Annotated in this window: 18 protein-coding genes; 9 read left to right on the forward strand and 9 right to left on the reverse strand. The window is 35.8% G+C overall.

Annotation, left to right across the window (positions count from 1 at the left end; genetic code table 11):
• Positions 1 to 30 precede the first annotated feature (30 nt).
• Complete coding sequence (locus JHT90_RS01630; RefSeq protein ID WP_201093281.1) at positions 31 to 606, reverse strand: TetR family transcriptional regulator; 576 nt, start codon at positions 604 to 606, stop codon at positions 31 to 33.
• 114 nt (positions 607 to 720) lie between these two features.
• Between JHT90_RS01630 and JHT90_RS01635 the strand changes: the two genes are divergently transcribed.
• A complete protein-coding gene (locus JHT90_RS01635) occupies positions 721 to 2,232 on the forward strand; it encodes a SmvA family efflux MFS transporter (RefSeq protein ID WP_330893032.1) in 1,512 nt (503 codons plus the stop codon).
• A gap of 46 nt (positions 2,233 to 2,278) precedes the next feature.
• On the opposite strand, the gene JHT90_RS01640 is transcribed toward JHT90_RS01635, so the two are convergent.
• A complete protein-coding gene (locus tag JHT90_RS01640; protein ID WP_201093288.1) occupies positions 2,279 to 3,181 on the reverse strand; it encodes a zinc ABC transporter substrate-binding protein in 903 nt (300 codons plus the stop codon).
• A gap of 62 nt (positions 3,182 to 3,243) precedes the next feature.
• On the opposite strand from JHT90_RS01640, the gene JHT90_RS01645 reads away from it, so the two are divergent.
• The 3 genes from JHT90_RS01645 to znuB are packed head-to-tail and all read left to right on the forward strand — an operon-like array spanning position 3,244 to position 5,286.
• Positions 3,244 to 3,729, forward strand: a complete 486-nt coding sequence (locus JHT90_RS01645) for a Fur family transcriptional regulator (RefSeq protein WP_201093290.1) — start codon at positions 3,244 to 3,246, stop codon at positions 3,727 to 3,729.
• Between the two features lie 5 nt (positions 3,730 to 3,734).
• Positions 3,735 to 4,502, forward strand: coding sequence for a zinc ABC transporter ATP-binding protein ZnuC (gene znuC / locus JHT90_RS01650; protein WP_201095716.1), 768 nt, complete (start codon positions 3,735 to 3,737; stop codon positions 4,500 to 4,502).
• On the forward strand, positions 4,495 to 5,286 hold the full coding sequence (znuB, locus tag JHT90_RS01655; RefSeq protein WP_201093292.1) for a zinc ABC transporter permease subunit ZnuB: 792 nt from the start codon (positions 4,495 to 4,497) through the stop codon (positions 5,284 to 5,286). The genes znuC and znuB overlap by 8 nt, the downstream gene beginning before the upstream one ends.
• 52 nt (positions 5,287 to 5,338) lie before the next feature.
• Here znuB and panC read toward each other — a convergent pair whose 3' ends face one another.
• The 4 genes from panC to ssb form a co-directional block, all read right to left on the reverse strand.
• The gene (panC, locus tag JHT90_RS01660) at positions 5,339 to 6,169 is read right to left on the reverse strand and encodes a pantoate--beta-alanine ligase (protein ID WP_201093294.1); all 831 of its coding nucleotides are present in this window, start codon (positions 6,167 to 6,169) and stop codon (positions 5,339 to 5,341) included.
• Between the two features lie 170 nt (positions 6,170 to 6,339).
• Positions 6,340 to 6,678 carry a zinc ribbon domain-containing protein YjdM gene (locus JHT90_RS01665; RefSeq protein WP_201093296.1) on the reverse strand — a complete coding sequence of 113 codons (339 nt, stop codon included), beginning with the start codon at positions 6,676 to 6,678 and terminating at the stop codon, positions 6,340 to 6,342.
• A gap of 163 nt (positions 6,679 to 6,841) precedes the next feature.
• Entirely contained in the window at positions 6,842 to 7,864 is a 1,023-nt protein-coding gene (adhP, locus tag JHT90_RS01670; RefSeq protein ID WP_201093303.1) for an alcohol dehydrogenase AdhP, read from the reverse strand.
• A 213-nt stretch (positions 7,865 to 8,077) separates the two neighbouring features.
• Positions 8,078 to 8,617: a single-stranded DNA-binding protein gene (gene ssb / locus JHT90_RS01675; RefSeq protein WP_201093305.1), complete on the reverse strand. Its 540-nt coding sequence runs from the start codon at positions 8,615 to 8,617 to the stop codon at positions 8,078 to 8,080.
• 756 nt (positions 8,618 to 9,373) lie between these two features.
• Between ssb and JHT90_RS01680 the strand changes: the two genes are divergently transcribed.
• Positions 9,374 to 9,682, forward strand: coding sequence for a hypothetical protein (locus JHT90_RS01680; RefSeq protein WP_201093307.1), 309 nt, complete (start codon positions 9,374 to 9,376; stop codon positions 9,680 to 9,682).
• Between the two features lie 86 nt (positions 9,683 to 9,768).
• Here JHT90_RS01680 and argH read toward each other — a convergent pair whose 3' ends face one another.
• A complete protein-coding gene (gene argH, locus JHT90_RS01685; RefSeq protein WP_201095717.1) occupies positions 9,769 to 11,163 on the reverse strand; it encodes an argininosuccinate lyase in 1,395 nt (464 codons plus the stop codon).
• 87 nt (positions 11,164 to 11,250) lie between these two features.
• On the opposite strand from argH, the gene JHT90_RS01690 reads away from it, so the two are divergent.
• Positions 11,251 to 12,207, forward strand: a complete 957-nt coding sequence (locus JHT90_RS01690) for a glycosyltransferase (protein WP_201093309.1) — start codon at positions 11,251 to 11,253, stop codon at positions 12,205 to 12,207.
• Positions 12,208 to 12,510: 303 nt separating this feature from the next.
• A complete protein-coding gene (locus JHT90_RS01695) occupies positions 12,511 to 13,548 on the forward strand; it encodes an amidohydrolase family protein (protein ID WP_201093311.1) in 1,038 nt (345 codons plus the stop codon).
• 45 nt (positions 13,549 to 13,593) lie between these two features.
• Here the strand turns inward: JHT90_RS01695 and JHT90_RS01700 are convergent, their stop codons facing one another.
• Complete coding sequence (locus JHT90_RS01700) at positions 13,594 to 14,124, reverse strand: DMP19 family protein (protein ID WP_201093313.1); 531 nt, start codon at positions 14,122 to 14,124, stop codon at positions 13,594 to 13,596.
• A 138-nt stretch (positions 14,125 to 14,262) separates the two neighbouring features.
• Positions 14,263 to 14,640: a hypothetical protein gene (locus tag JHT90_RS01705; RefSeq protein WP_236254003.1), complete on the reverse strand. Its 378-nt coding sequence runs from the start codon at positions 14,638 to 14,640 to the stop codon at positions 14,263 to 14,265.
• Between the two features lie 254 nt (positions 14,641 to 14,894).
• On the opposite strand from JHT90_RS01705, the gene JHT90_RS01710 reads away from it, so the two are divergent.
• Positions 14,895 to 15,476 (forward strand): DJ-1/PfpI family protein, encoded by a 582-nt coding sequence (locus JHT90_RS01710; protein ID WP_201093316.1) that lies wholly within the window; start codon positions 14,895 to 14,897, stop codon positions 15,474 to 15,476.
• 120 nt (positions 15,477 to 15,596) lie between these two features.
• Positions 15,597 to 15,869, forward strand: a complete 273-nt coding sequence (locus JHT90_RS01715) for a GNAT family N-acetyltransferase (protein ID WP_201093318.1) — start codon at positions 15,597 to 15,599, stop codon at positions 15,867 to 15,869.
• Positions 15,870 to 15,912 lie beyond the last annotated feature (43 nt).

Raw genomic sequence — 15,912 nt, forward strand, 5'->3', positions numbered from 1 at the left:
ATAGATTTGAGTAACTGTTTAATTATAATTTTATTCTTTTTGACAAATAATTTTGATAATGTGTTTTTTTATTGTATCAATATCAAATCTAAATTCTTCTATCACGGCTAAACTATCAAAACCACAACTAAGGGCGATTAGTTGCCATGCTAGTTCAGAGCAGTTCCTAGTGGTAATAAGTTGTTGTTGTTTAGCTTGTCCAATTAGTTTGGTTGTAGCTTTGTGCCATTCTTGAATGGATTGTTTGTAAGCTAATTTTATATCTGGATCACGTTCTGCAAGAAAAACAGCTTCATTCCATAGTCTTCTCATTACAGAGCCTATTTCTCCTTCAATAGGGCTAATGATATTAGTAATTTGGTTAATAATGGATTCATTTTGATGCGTTTGTTGGGCTTTTGTAATTAAGTTTTCTGTTACCTTTGCTAAGGCTTCAGCTTTTAGTTGGCCTACCGATTTAAAATGGTGGTGGATTTGGCCTACGGCAATATTTGCATCATGCGCAATACGCCTAGCTGTTATTGCAGCTATGCCTTCTTGGGTAATTATTTTCATGGCAGTTTCTAAAATAGCATTGTATCTTTCATTTTTTTTTAGGTAAGCCATTTCTATCTCCAACATCTTATGGGGTTTGATAATTATGCAATAAATATGGACGTATGTTCAACTTTTATATAGAATATCTAAGTTGAACTTATGTTCAGAAAATTTTAAGAGGGTATGATGAGTAATAAATGGCTAATTTTAGCGTTGATTATCCTTATGTATTTACCAGTATCGATTGATGCTACCGTTTTGCATGTGGCTGTACCAACATTGAGTTTGGAGCTTGGATCTTCGGCGAATGAATTACTTTGGATTATAGATATTTATTCACTGATTATGGCAGGTTTGTTATTGCCGATGGGGGCTTTGGGAGATAGATTAGGCTATAAAAAATTAGCTATTTTGGGATTGGTTATTTTTGGTTTTGCTTCTATTAGTGCGGCATTCGCTGCAACTTCAATGATGCTAATTGTTGCTAGAGCTTTGTTAGCTATTGGTGCAGCTATGATTTTGCCTGCTACTTTGGCTGGGGTTCGTAAAACATTTTTAAATGATGAAGAAAGAGCTGTTGCTTTAGGTATTTGGACTACTGTAGGGGTGGGAGGAGCAGCGATAGGCCCTTTAGTTGGTGGTTATTTATTACAGTATTTTTATTGGGGATCAGTATTTTTAATCAATATTCCTATTGTTATAGTTACTATCATTGCTATTGTGTTTATTGTTCCTAAGCAACCACAGAATAATCAACAAAAATGGGAAATTGGTAAAGCCTTAGTACTTATTACAGGTATTTTATTGTTGATTTATGCTATTAAATCTGGATTAAGAGCAAATAGTTCGTTAGGGATCATTGTTTTAATCGGAGTTGTTGGTTTTGTTATTTTATTTATTTTTATCAGAAAAGAGTTAGCGAGTTTAACACCTATGGTGGATTTTAAATTGCTTAAGCAAAGAGTGATGGCGATAGGTGTGGTAATGGCGATGACTGCAATGATTAGTATTGTGGGATTCGAGTTATTAATGGCACAAGAGTTGCAATTTGTTCATGGCAAAACGCCCTTACAAGCTGGTTTATTTATGTTGCCTTTGATGTTGGCGAGTGGATTAGGTGGGCCATTGGCTGGTTGGTTAGTATCAAGGCTAGGGCTTCGTCTAGTAGCCACGGTTGGTATAGGGGTGAGTGCTTTAAGTTTCTTTGGTTTGTCTTTATGTGACTTTATGCGTTTTCCTTATTTAGCTTGGTCATTAATGATTTTATTAGGGTTGAGTATAGGTACTGCTTTGTTAGCTTCAACTGCAGCTATTATGTCATCAGCACCTTCTAATAAATCAGCATCAGCAGGAGCAATCGAAGGGATGGCCTATGAGTTGGGTGCTGGCTTTGGGGTTGTGTTATTTGGGGTGATGTTAACTATTATTTTTAGTAATAATATAGTTATTCCAACAGGCATATCACAAGAGTTAGCCATACAAGCTACTAATTCTATTAATGAAGCCTTATTGGTAGCTAGTAGATTAGAAGGTGAAAAAATATTGAGTGATAGTCTGATTATGGCTGCAAAAGAGGCTTTTATTAATGCGCATGTGGTGGTATTGGCAACTGCAGGTTTTCTATTAACTGTATTAACCTTTTTTGTTTGGAGGTTTTTACCCGTGAAGATAGATCCTAGTATGCAGAATCATTAATAGAGAACTATAGATAAGGTAATCGCTTATCTATAGTTATGTAGGGCTATTGTTTACATGTTTGTAATTGTTCTGCTAGAGATACTAGAAGTTTTGGATAACCTTGGTTATTCATTGCTATTTCAGCACCCATTGCATCAAGCATGTATACATTAACAGGTAAACCTTGAGTTAATGTATCCGCTAGTTTTGGCTTTACAGGTGGTTCATAAAAAATACAGCTATTACCTGCTTTTGCTAGCCGTTGTTTCATTTCTGCAACATGCTTTACGCTAGGTTGAATGCTGGCATTTAAACTAAATACACCGCTGTGTTTTATATCGTAAGTTTCTTCGAAATAGTTGTAAGTTTCATGAAATACGAAGAAGGGTTTTAGTTTGATATTTGTAAAACTATGACGGATAGCCTTGTCTGTAGTATTTAGATCTTTTCGAAATTCTCTTAGGTTTTTTTGATATTTATCTTTATTAGAAGGATCTAGGGTAGATAGATCTTCAGTCATTTTAGTAGCAATAGTTATGGCATTAGTAGGGTTTAACCATAGATGAGGGTCTAAACTACCTGCTTGGTGTTGGTGGTCATTGTCATCATGTTCTTCGTGTTGTTCACTAAAATGACGTAGTTGAATGTTTGCAAGTTGCTGAATAGCAACAGTTGGCTTGGTGCGTTTTTGCACTGTTTTGGTTAAAAAAACTTCCATATTAGGGCCTATCCAGTAGAATAGGTCTGCATCTTGAATGCGTTGTAGGTCGTTAGGTTTTAAGGAGTAATGATGGGCAGAAGCGCCAAGTGGAAGTAGAACATCTGGCTCGTTAATTCCATTTTGAATAGCTGCAGCAATAAGCTGTAAAGGTTTAATGCTAGTGAGTAATTTAATTTCTTTAGCTTGTGCAGTAATGGATGTACTTATAAATAATAAACTAAAGAAAAAAAGTTTAATAGTGCGCATGTAGCTCCTCCCAATAATATGTTATATAATAACATAACAAAATATAGCATTGAACTTTCTTTATGAATACTCCATTTAAATCGCATGACAAACACGATCATCAACAATGCATTGATAATGCTTTGCAACAAGCAGAGCAGTTATGTCTTGAACGTGGAGTTCGTTTAACTTCTTTGCGGCAAAGAGTATTGGCACTTATTTGGCAAAGTCATAAGCCGTTAGGAGCATATGATATTCTTAATGTGTTAGCCACAGAGGATGGGCGTAATGCTGCACCACCTACAGTATATCGTGCATTAGATTTTTTATTAGAAAATCAGTTAATTCATCGTTTAGCTTCACGAAATGCATTTGTAGGATGTTCTCATCCTGCACATATTCACGAAGGTTATTTCTTGATTTGTAGTCAATGCAATAATGTACTTGAGTTGGAACAGACTACTATTAATAAGGCAATAGAAACAGCAGCAAAGAAAGCTGATTTTTTAATTACAGGCCAAACTGTAGAAGTCGTTGGACTATGCAATAATTGCCAAGAGCGTAATTGATAATGATGAAAGAGTTATTGGTTGAGCTTAAGCAAATTAATGTTAAGCTACGAGAACAAAGTATTCTCGATCATATTAGTTTATCTATTTATGCAGGACAGATTGTTACTATTATTGGCCCTAATGGCGCAGGTAAAACAACTTTATTACGAACCCTGTTAGGGCTAGTTAAACCTACATCTGGTAGTATATGGAAAAAAGAAGGGCTAACTATTGGTTATGTTCCTCAAAAATTACAACTTAATCCTAGTTTGCCATTAACGGTTAAACGATTTTTAAAGCTAATACCCCATGTCTCAAATGAACAAATTAGTTCAACTATGGAAGAAGTTGGCGCTTCCCATATTTTGAATCGTTCAATGCAAAGTATCTCTGGTGGTGAATTACAGAGAGTTTTATTAGCAAGGGCATTATTACGTAAACCGCAATTGTTAGTATTAGATGAGCCTACTCAGGGTGTTGATATTAATGGTCAAGTGGAGCTTTATCATTTAATAACTCAAATATGCAATCACTATAATTGTGGTGTATTAATGGTTTCCCATGATTTACATTTGGTAATGGCTAATACCAATCAAGTAATTTGTTTGAATCAACATATTTGTTGTTCAGGCTATCCAGAGCATGTGAGTAATGACCCTGCCTTTAAAGAGTTATTTGGGGTTAATGCGAATAGTTTTGCTATCTATCACCATCACCATGATCATCAACATAACTTGCATGGACAGGTTATTCAAACACATCAGTGTGGGGATGGTTGTAAACATGCCTGATTTTTTACTTTATGCTTTAATTGCTGGTTTATCTTTGGCGGTTGTTGCTGGGCCACTAGGTTCTTTTGTGGTGTGGCGAAAAATGGCTTATTTTGGTGATACTTTGTCCCATGCCTCATTGTTAGGGGTAGCGTTGGGGTTTATGCTAAAAATAAATCTTACTTTTGCGGTGATTGTTTGTTGTATATTAATCGCTATTTTATTAGTCAGTTTACAACGTAAACAGCCTTTAGCATCGGATACTTTATTGGGGATATTAGCACACAGTACTTTATCATTAGGTTTAGTGGTATTAAGTTTTATGCCTGATGTTCGTGTAGATTTAATGGATTATTTATTTGGTGATATTTTGACTATTACCCCTATAGATTTATATTGGATTGTGGGTGGTAGTTTATTTGCTCTGATCCTTATTATTTTATTGTGGCGTCAGTTGTTATCTATTACAGTCCATGAGGAGTTGTCAGCAGTAGAAGGCATGCCAGTTACAGTGATTAGGTTGGCATTAATGTTATTGGTGGCTATTGTGATTGCAGTGGCTATGAAAATAGTAGGGGTGTTATTAATTGCTTCTTTATTGATTATTCCAGCCGCCACTGCACAGCGTCATGCAACAAGTCCTGAACAAATGGCTATAGGGGCTAGTATATTAGGTATGTTAGCGGTGTGTTTAGGGTTAACTTTTTCTTATTATTCTAATGTACCAACAGGCCCTGCTATTGTGGTTTCAGCAGCAGCGTTATTTTTATTGAGCTTTTTATTCCCTCGACGTGTGCTTGCTTAGTATTATTTTATAAGTATTAATTTGCACTAGCTGTGACTAGTGCAAATCGATGTTATAAAGTGATTTCAATATTGTCAATTAAGCGTGTTTTACCTAAACGGGCAGCAGCTAGAATCACTAAGTTTTTATCTTCTGGTTTAGCAGCTTGTAAGGTATTTGCATTACGAAGTTCAATATATTCTACTTGCCAGCCTGAATCATTAAGTTTTTGCTTAGCATCAGCTAATAGATTTTGGTAATGATTACTGCCAGCTTTGATTGCCTGCTGCAAGCCTGTTAATGTTTGATAAAGAGTGGGTGCTTGTAGTCGTTCAGCATCGGTTAAATAACCATTACGGCTGGATAAAGCAAGACCATCTTTAGCACGACCTGTATTTACGCCTATAATTTGCACAGGCATATTTAGGTTTGCTACCATTTCTTTAATAATAAATAATTGTTGATAATCTTTTTTGCCAAAACAAGCTATATTAGGTTGTACTATATTAAATAGTTTATTGACGACAGTAGCAGCCCCTCTAAAATGTCCAGGCCGTGTGATGCCACAAAGTTCATTTTGGATAGTTGAGGGTTCTATAAAAACAGTTTGTGGAATAGGGTAGAGTTCTTTTACTTCTGGGGCAAACACCACAGAAACACCTGCTTCTACTAACTTTTCCATATCCTGATCGAGGGTTCTTGGATAAGAGTCAAAGTCTTCACCCTCCCCAAATTGAATTGGATTAACAAAAATACTAACTACCACATAATCAGTTAGTTTTTTTGCTTCTTTAACGAGCTGTAAATGACCGTCGTGGAGATTGCCCATCGTGGGTACGAAACCAATAAATCCTTTATCTTTGCGCCATGTGCGTAATTCTTTGATAGTATGAAGCAATTGCATAAAAAACCTTAGATAATGCTGAGCTATAATTATTGGATTCTGCTATTTATTAGAAGAAAGAGTGCGTATTGTACTCCTCTTCTAATATAAATTGTACGACAAGGATTAGAATAACTACCTAGCGTTTAGTGTAATAGTATTCTAATTATTTTTTAGAATAGTATTAAAAATTAAGCCTTTTTCATAAATTCTGATTTTAATTTAAGACCAACACCATCTACTTTACAATCTAAATTATGGTCACCTTCACAAAGGCGGATATTTTTGATTTTTGTGCCTTTCTTGATGACTAAAGAAGAACCTTTTACTTTAAGGTCTTTAATTAAAATAACAGCGTCACCATCTTGTAGGATATTTCCATTAGAGTCCTTTACTTCTAGCTCACCCGATGGGGCTGAACTTTCTTCGCCTGCTGCCCATTCATGGGTACAGTCGGGGCATACAAATAATGTACCATCAAAATAGGTGTTATCCATGCTACATACGGGACATTGAGGAGGCGTATTCATAATTATTCCTTATCAGTCATAAAAACAAATTATTATAGCTGAAATAACACTAAATGAGTGTTATTTAGTAGGAAATAGCAGGAGTTTGTTAGGCTGGTTACGAGTAAATGGTAATCGTGAGGCTAAGTAATTTTTAACCTCACAGCAAAGTAAATAGAAATAATTAATGTTTATGCATATCTACGACCATACGGCCTAAGATTTCACCTTTTTCCATTTCTTCAAAAATATTATTCACTTCATCAAGGCTACGAGTCTTTACAATAGGTACTACTTTGCCTTCTGCTGCAAATTGGAAAGCTTCTTCTAAATCTTTACGTGTACCCACTAAGGAGCCTATTACTTCAATACCATCTAATACTGTTTTTACTATAGAAAGATCCATGGTTTCTGGTGGTAGCCCAACAGCCACAACTTTTGCGCCTGCACGTACTGAATTTACAGCTTGATTAAAAGCTGTTTTAGAAACCGCAGTCACTATAGCAGCATGGGCTCCGCCTGTTTTATCTTGAATAGCTTGAGCTACATCTTTTTCTTTTTTAGCATTGAAAATTAGGTCTGCACCAATTTCTTTAGCAAGTTTTAATTTATCATCATTAATATCAACAGCAATAACCTTAGCGTTAAATACATTCTTTGCATATTGGATAGCTAAGTTACCTAAACCGCCACATCCTGAAATAAGAATCCATTGGCCTGGTTTAATATGAGATACTTTCACTGCTTTATAACAGGTAACGCCTGCGCAGGTAACACTGCTTGCTTGTGCAGGGTCTAAGCCATCAGGTACTTTTACTGCATAATCAGCTTCCACAACACATTTTTCAGCCATTGCGCCATCTACTGAATACCCAGCATTTTTGGCTTCACGACAAAAGGTTTCTCTACCTGTTAGACAATATTCACAAATACCACAACCATGATAAAACCAAGCAATACTTACCCGATCGCCTATTTTTAAATGAGTAACGTCAGGTGCTACTTGGGAAACAATACCAATACCTTCATGACCGATGATGCGACCAGGTACTTTTCCAAAATCACCCTTCGCCACATGTAAATCGGTATGGCAAACGCCACAGTATTCAACATCAACTAATGCCTGACCTGATTTAATCTCAGGATCTTTTACTGTTGTTATATCTACATGACCAGGATTAGTTTTACTAACAATAGCAGCTTTCATGGTAATTTCTCCATAGGGGTTATTTTTAGATGTAAGTAAGTTGTTATTTTTAGGTAATAACAGCAGATACTAGCCTATGCCTGTTGATTAGAAATAAATACTATACGATGGGATAAATTAAGAAGTTTAGGTGTAGGTAATTGTAAGAAAAGAAAGGATTTATTTAACCTTCTTCCACTATAACTTAGTGGAAGAAAGAAGTGGTAGTAAAATCTAGAACGGAATATCGTCATCAAAATCGTCAAAGTTTGGTGCAGGTTGTTGTGGCTGCTGTTGAGGACGATTTTGTGGTTGTTGCATAGGTTGTTGTGCTGGCGCAGGCTGCCCACCATATTGATTACCTGCAGCTGCTTGTTGTTGATAAGGTTGTGGTGGAGGTTGATAACCACCAGCATCGCCACCTTGGCGGCTATCTAGTAATTGCATTGTGCCGCCCATATCAACAATGATTTCTGTAGAATAACGATCTACACCTTGTTGATCCGTCCATTTACGGGTTTGTAAACGACCTTCTACATAAAGTTTAGAACCTTTATGTACATACTGACCAACAATTTCAGCTAGTTTGCCAAAAAATACTACGCGATGCCATTCTGTACGCTCTTGTTGTTCACCAGTATTTTTATCTTTCCATGTGTCAGATGTAGCTAATGAAACAGTAGCTACAGCATTGCCATTAGGCATATAACGCATTTCTGGTTCATTACCAATGTTGCCTACTAAAATAACTTTGTTAATACCTCTAGCTGCCATGATGGTTCCTTTTACTTGCTATATTTTGAATATAATTAGACGACATATTACATTACTCTGAATAAGCAGCCAATCAAAAAATAGTAATGATATATGTGCTAATTTATATCAAGGTAGTTGATTGTACTACTATGTTGGTTAGTTCTTCTCTAGCTGTTGTGACTTAGCTAAGCGTGATTCTTGGTTAGCAACTTGTGAGCGGTATTTCTTTGGATAGTTCTGTAATTAATAGGATGATTTTAAGGGTTAGTTAGAGTGTGCATAGTTGAGTGTTTAGCATTTGTTGGTTAGCTCAGATAGAGTAAACAATGAAATGCTTATTCTAGATAAGAACTATTATAGTCATGAAAAAATTATAATACGGTAGTGATTTATATAGCTTTCTATTTGATTATAGAGGATTATGTCATGGTTATGATTAGATAGAGTAAAAATTATGATTAAGTCAATAGTTCATACCACTACTTAAGTCTAATCAACATAGTAAAAAACTTGCTGATTAGTGTTATCTAGTCTTACAATAAAAAAGACTATAGCAAAATCTATAGCATGGGCGTCGCGGCCCTTTTCTTTCACACACGACCCACTGCTAGGGCTATCTAGCAGTAGGATGTATAGCTTTGCCTGATTTATGGCGGACTATGCACGGGACATCCTTCGGGATGTGCCGATTCCGTGTGTGTCGGTCCGCGAACCTGTGCATGGTTCCGCCTCCTTATCGGGTTAGGGAGGCTAAACAATTACAGGAGTTAACCGATGAGCAAAGCGACGAACGTCCCCCCTTGTTTTATTCCCTTGAACTTTACTTCACAGTCAAATAAAGAGAATGTACTTTACTATAATGCTAATGCAGCTGCTGAAGATATTTTTGAGTGTGCAACAGGTAGGTTGCTGGCAGTAATTAATTTACTGGAAAGTCTTTATGAGTTTGATAAGTGTGAAGCTACAGCAGTACAGGCAATATGTTCTGCTTCAAGTTTATTGTTAAATGATGCTTTTACCCTTTTACAAGAAATGAATCCCGTTGCTACTAGACTGAGAAATGAGAATAGAAAAGATTATTGAAGAAGACTAGCCTTAAATATTTTATAAGCTGAAGAATACTACAAGTTAAGGACTATTTTTACTGGAATAGTCCTTTTGTTAATAGGCTAACGATTAGCTAATAACTCTTTAGCTTGTTCAATAGCTGCTTTAACTTGGGCTGGTGCGGTACCCCCTAAATGGTTACGAGCATTCACTGAACCTTCTAGAGTTAGCACGGCAAATACATCTTGTTCAATCTTATCACTGAATTGTTTTAATTCAGCTAGGCTCATTTCTGCAAGGTCTTTGTTATGCTCGACACCATAACGTACCGCATGGCCAACGATTTCGTGACAATCACGGAATGGTAAGCCTTTGCCTACTAAATAGTCGGCGAGATCTGTAGCTGTGGAAAAACCACGCAAAGCAGCTTCACGCATATTTTCACGACGGGCTTGGATGGCGGGTACCATATCAGCAAAAGCACGTAGAGAATCTGCTACAGTGTCTACTGCGTCAAATAGTGGTTCTTTATCTTCTTGGTTGTCTTTATTATAGGCTAGTGGCTGGCCTTTCATTAAGGTTAATAAACCTGTTAAGTCACCAAAAACACGTCCTGACTTACCACGGATCAGTTCTGGTACATCTGGATTTTTCTTTTGAGGCATAATTGAGCTACCTGTACAGAAACGATCAGGTAATTCAATAAAACGAAATTGTGCACTAGTCCATAAGACTAACTCTTCTGAGAAGCGAGAAAGGTGCATCATAATTAAGCTAGCAGCGCTACAGAATTCAATAGCAAAATCTCTGTCAGATACGCCATCTAACGAGTTGCCAGAGACAGCTTCAAAGCCAAGTAAGTCACAGGTAATTAAACGGTCAATTGGGTAGGTTGTACCTGCCAATGCAGCACTACCAAGTGGCATACGATTAACACGCTTACGGCAATCTACTAAGCGCTCAAAGTCACGGCTTAACATTTCAAACCATGCTAATAAGTGATGACCAAAAGTAACAGGTTGAGCGGTTTGTAAATGGGTAAAGCCAGGCATAATAGTATCTGCTTCTCGCTCAGCTAGCTGCAGGATACCTTGTTGCAGTCTGGTTACTTCAGCTTTAATGCGATCAATTTCATCACGTAGCCATAAGCGGATATCTGTGGCAACTTGGTCGTTACGACTACGCCCAGTATGTAGTTTTTTTCCTGTTACACCAATGCGTTCAGTTAGTTTAGCCTCGATATTCATATGAACATCTTCTAAATCTACACGCCATTCAAACTGGCCTGCTTCAATTTCTTGTTGAATTTGGCTAAGCCCTTCAATAATAGCATCGCGTTCTAAAGCAGTTAAAACACCTACTTCAGTAAGCATTTTAGCGTGGGCAATTGAGCCCATAATATCGTGTTTATAAAGACGTTTATCAAAATCAACGGAGGCTGTAAAACGAGCAACAAAGGCATCTACTGGCTCATTAAAACGACCACCCCATGACTGATTTGTTTCTTTAGTCATAATTAAACTCTGCAATTGGATTATTTTTCAGTACAATTGTCATATGATACCAGATGTGTTTTTACGACGCAGATTTTTAGTAAGGTGATTATGAAAGTTTTATTTCTTGTTCAAAAAGAGCAGCGAATTATTTTAGATAGACTGTATGAAAGTATAGAAGCTAATTGTGATTGTGATACTCGCTGGTTAACAGATGATGAGCAAGCAAATTTAAAAAGTTACTTTAAAGAGAAGGTAGATATTGCCCAGTATGATCGTATTTTGTTTTTCTTACGCTTTAAAAAAGAAATAAAACAAGTGGGTTTTATACGTTCTGTACCTAATTTAGTTATTTTAGAGCATGATGCTTGGCAGAATTTTGCTACTGGTAAGTATCATGGCAAGTTTAGTCAATATTATCGTCATTTACCTTGGGCTAGAGTATTAGTTTCTGGTTATGGTATTGCTAAAAAACTACAGCAAGAAGGTGTGGATGCGGTTTTTGTACCTAAAGGCTATGATGAGCAATTGCTTTGTAATAAAGGGCTAGAACGTGATATTGAATTAGGCTTTGTGGGGAGTATTCGCAACGAAGCCTATAGTTTACGCAAGCAAACATTAGAGGCTGTAGCGAAAGCTGAAAATTTGGTTATTACTAAAACTAAATCAGGCGAAGACTATGTTAATACATTAAATCGTATTAAGTTTTTTGTAAGTGCTGATGTTGGTTTTGGCGAGTATATGATTAAAAACTTTGAAGCAATGGCCTGTGGTTGTGTACTTATTGCTTATGATCAAGGCGTTGATGAAAACCAAGCGTTAGGTTTTATAGATATGCAGAATATTGTGTTGTATCGTAATCTACAAGATATCCAACAAAAATTAAAATTGTTAAGGGCAAATCCACAACAAGCAGAACAAATAGCTAAAGCAGGACAGCAGTTGGTAGAAAGTCGTTATAGTTATAAGCAATTAGGTAAAACAACGGTAGAAGCAATGGCTACTCCCTTACGTGAACGTTCTAAAGACAGCTTTTGGAAAAGACTATTTTATAGTTTAAGGGGTTAAGTATTTAATTGACTTTAATATATAAGACAAGGTAGCAACTGAATGGCAATGATCACTACGAAATACAAAAGTATCACGCTATTCTTTTTCAAGCTACTAATTACCATAAACCTAGGGCATACCTTTATTATTCTTGCCTAATAGTATGAGCACTATATCTATTTGATTTATCGAGTGCACATGGATTTTTGCAAAGAAAAGGAACAAATTAAACCTAATATACAATAGTAATTAAAATAACTTAACGTAATACTGAAGTAAGTATACATTTGTTAGTTATTGTAAATTTCTTAGGTTATATTTATGTTCAATTTGACTAAGTATAAAAAAATAGCTCATTTATTATTTACCATTTTTTTATCTTCTTTTATATTTTCTGTAAATGCCCGCGATTATCATTATGCAGATGCTCATTTACATTATGTGGACTTTTTCCAAGATACAGATGGTATGGATAAATTGCTTAAAGCAATGGATAAGGGAAAGATTGATCATGTAATGATTAGTGGTGTGGCTGTGGCTAAAAAATGGCATGAAGACGAACCACAGAAACCACGCTATTATGCGGGTGATGACGCGGCTGTATATTGGTATAGTGCGACAGACATTATTATAGTTGATGCCGTTAAAAATTTACCTGAGCAACAAAGAAAGCGTTTTCATCCGTTTTTAACAGGATTTAATCCAGTAGATAAATTAGCCGATCAACATATTGAGCGTATGTTGCAGATGAACCCTGGATTTTGGCAGGGAATTGGTGAGATATTTACCCGCCATGACAATTTAACGGCTCTAACTACTGGCGATATACCGCGCGCTAATAATGAGGCATTAGATCGTGTTTATAATTTAGCGGCAAAATATGATTTGCCCGTTATGCTACATAGCAATATTACTTCTCAGCGAGAGCGTAAGCCTCTGTATTTAGAAGAGCTAGAGGAAGCAGTAAAAAAACACCCAAAAACACGATTTATTTGGGCTCATGCAGGTACGAGCGCAGAAATCCATCGTCATCAACAGAAGTTGGATTTTCTATTGCCAGAGTTAAAACGTTTATTAAAAACGTATCCTAATCTCTATATTGATTTGTCATGGACTGTGTTAGAACCTTATCTTCTTAATAAAAATAAAAAGCCTAATTCTAATTGGGTAGCCTTAGTAGAAGAATACCCAGATAGATTTTTATTAGGTTCTGATGTTGTGGGTAAGTTTGATAATTTACCTAGCTATTTGGAAAGTTTTAATCCCTTTTTGGATGCATTGTCTGAGGATGTTGCGCATAAAGTAGCAAAGGATAATTTTTTAGCTATTCTTCCTAAAGCTGTAAAGGCTCAACAGTAATAGTTTTATAGGCTATGTACTACATAGCCTATACATTGCTTTTTGTTATTCTCGATTAATTTCTTTGCCTAATATTTTTTCGGCGGCTTGGAACATTTGTTCAATCGATAATACAGTAAGATTAGGTAGACCTTTTAACCAATTAGCATTTAGCTCTATTAAATTTTCTTTGATATCAAAGAAATCGTCATTATTTAAAGCATCACGGGTTGGGTTTTTACCAAAATAATCACCATCTAAGAATCTGGCTAGTTCAAATTCATCGTAGGTGTCTACTACAAGCGCTTGCTGATTAAAAAAAGCTAAATGATCCATAGCTTGCATTTTTTCAAGACCATCACGTATAACGGCATTCAGTTCATCATTCCAACCACTGTTATAAACAAACTGAGAAAACCCACCATTTTTAATTTGTGAGCAATAGTAGTCTACATAGTAACTAGTCTGTGCTTCTGGACAAAGTTCTCCAGCAAAGCCTTCCTCCCTTAATAAGTTGATAAAACTGATATTGGAGTCAATAATATCGTAGGGATCAATGCTATTAAAACTATTTTCAGAAACAATAACTTTGTCCATTTCTTTTCCTTGGTTGTGTAAAGTAAGATGGTTTATTGTGGATAACTGATTAAAAAATGTAAAGATATACAATACATAACAACATAAAGTAAAAAGTATGGCTAAATTTAAGAAACTATAGGAGTAGTTTGGTTATTTTTAAAGAGAAGAAATTTCTTCTGCATCTTTATACTTTTCAATAATATTATTTATTTGTAGCTTCAGCTCTTGGAGATTGATATATGCATCATCACAAAATTCTTGTGAAGGTTGGTAATCGGGCTGGCCAATTTGTTTGATTTCTGCCGCATACTTTTTCTTAAAAGAGGCTTTTGGTTTTATTTTGCTGAGTTCAGTTACTGCCGCATGATTTTTTTTATTAGTAAATTCACTAATATAGTTCGATATTTCCCGTAAATATTGACTATTTGCCTCCTCAATAGCTTGTTGTGAGCAAATTTGTGTTGATTCTGCTACAACTACAAATGGAGTACACAAGCTAAAAAAGGTAATGAGGGAACATAACTTATAACGCATTAGAACAATACCTTGCCTTAAAATAATCTCTACACGAAACATTCTTTTAAATAGGGTTAGCTTCATAATATCATTGTTTAAATAAATATGGCTGAAAGGAATACAAGTCATTTAGTTATCGTTCATGAATATATCTATGCTGTTATTTTTATTGATATTATTTTTATGTGATGAGTATAGGGCTTTCTTTTTTAGAAGATTGGCTTCAGTATATAGAAAGGGTTAAGACTTTATATTATGGTTAGGAGAAACACATGTCTGATAAAAAATTATTAATGATTGTAGGTGATTATGTTGAAGATTATGAAACAATGGTGCCTTTTCAAGCCTTATTAATGTTAGGTTATACAGTGCACGCTGTTTGCCCAGATAAAAAATCAGGAGATAAGGTAAAAACAGCTATTCATGATTTTGAAGGAGATCAAACTTACAGTGAAAAACCAGGTCATGGTTTTGCATTAAACTATGATTTTGATAAAGTAGATGTAGCTGAATATATTGCTCTAGTGATACCTGGAGGACGTGCGCCAGAATATTTACGCCTTAATAAACGGGTTATTGAAATTGTTCAGGAGTTTGCAAAAACTAATAAACCTATCGCGGCTGTATGTCATGGTCCACAATTGCTGGCGGCAGCAGGTGTGTTACAGGGTAAAAAATGTAGCGCTTATCCAGCCTGTGAGCCTGAAGTTGATTTAGGAGGTGGCAGTTATCAAAATATACCTGTTGATCAAGCGGTGGTTGATGGGAACTTAGTGACTGCACCAGCTTGGCCTGCGCATCCTGATTGGTTAGCTAAGTTTATTAAACTTTTAGGGGCAGGTATAGTTATTTAAATAAATATCCTACTATTTATAGGTGAATTATTAGACATAGGTCTCATTATTCACCTTTTTCGGTTCTCTTTCTATCAAAATACATCATAATACTGAAAAAAATGATAGGGGGATTGTGGCATGACTGATAGCGCAGTAGAAATAATACATGATGCAATTGAACACCAATTTAAAGTAAATATAAATGAGAAGTGTGCTTATCTAGCCTATGCTAATATGGGAGATAGGACAATTGACTGCTATCGAACCTTTGTTCCTGAAACGTTAAGAGGTAAAGGAATTGCTGCTAAATTAACCAACGCAGTATTAGATTATGCTGAGCAGAACAGTCTAAAAATTATTCCCACTTGCTCTTATGTGGAAAAATATATGCAGAGTAAGGGATTGATTTAATAGCATAAGTTAGATGGCAAGCGATACCATCTAACTTGATAAA

This window comes from Entomomonas asaccharolytica (assembly GCF_016653615.1).
GTDB lineage: Bacteria > Pseudomonadota > Gammaproteobacteria > Pseudomonadales > Pseudomonadaceae > Entomomonas > Entomomonas asaccharolytica.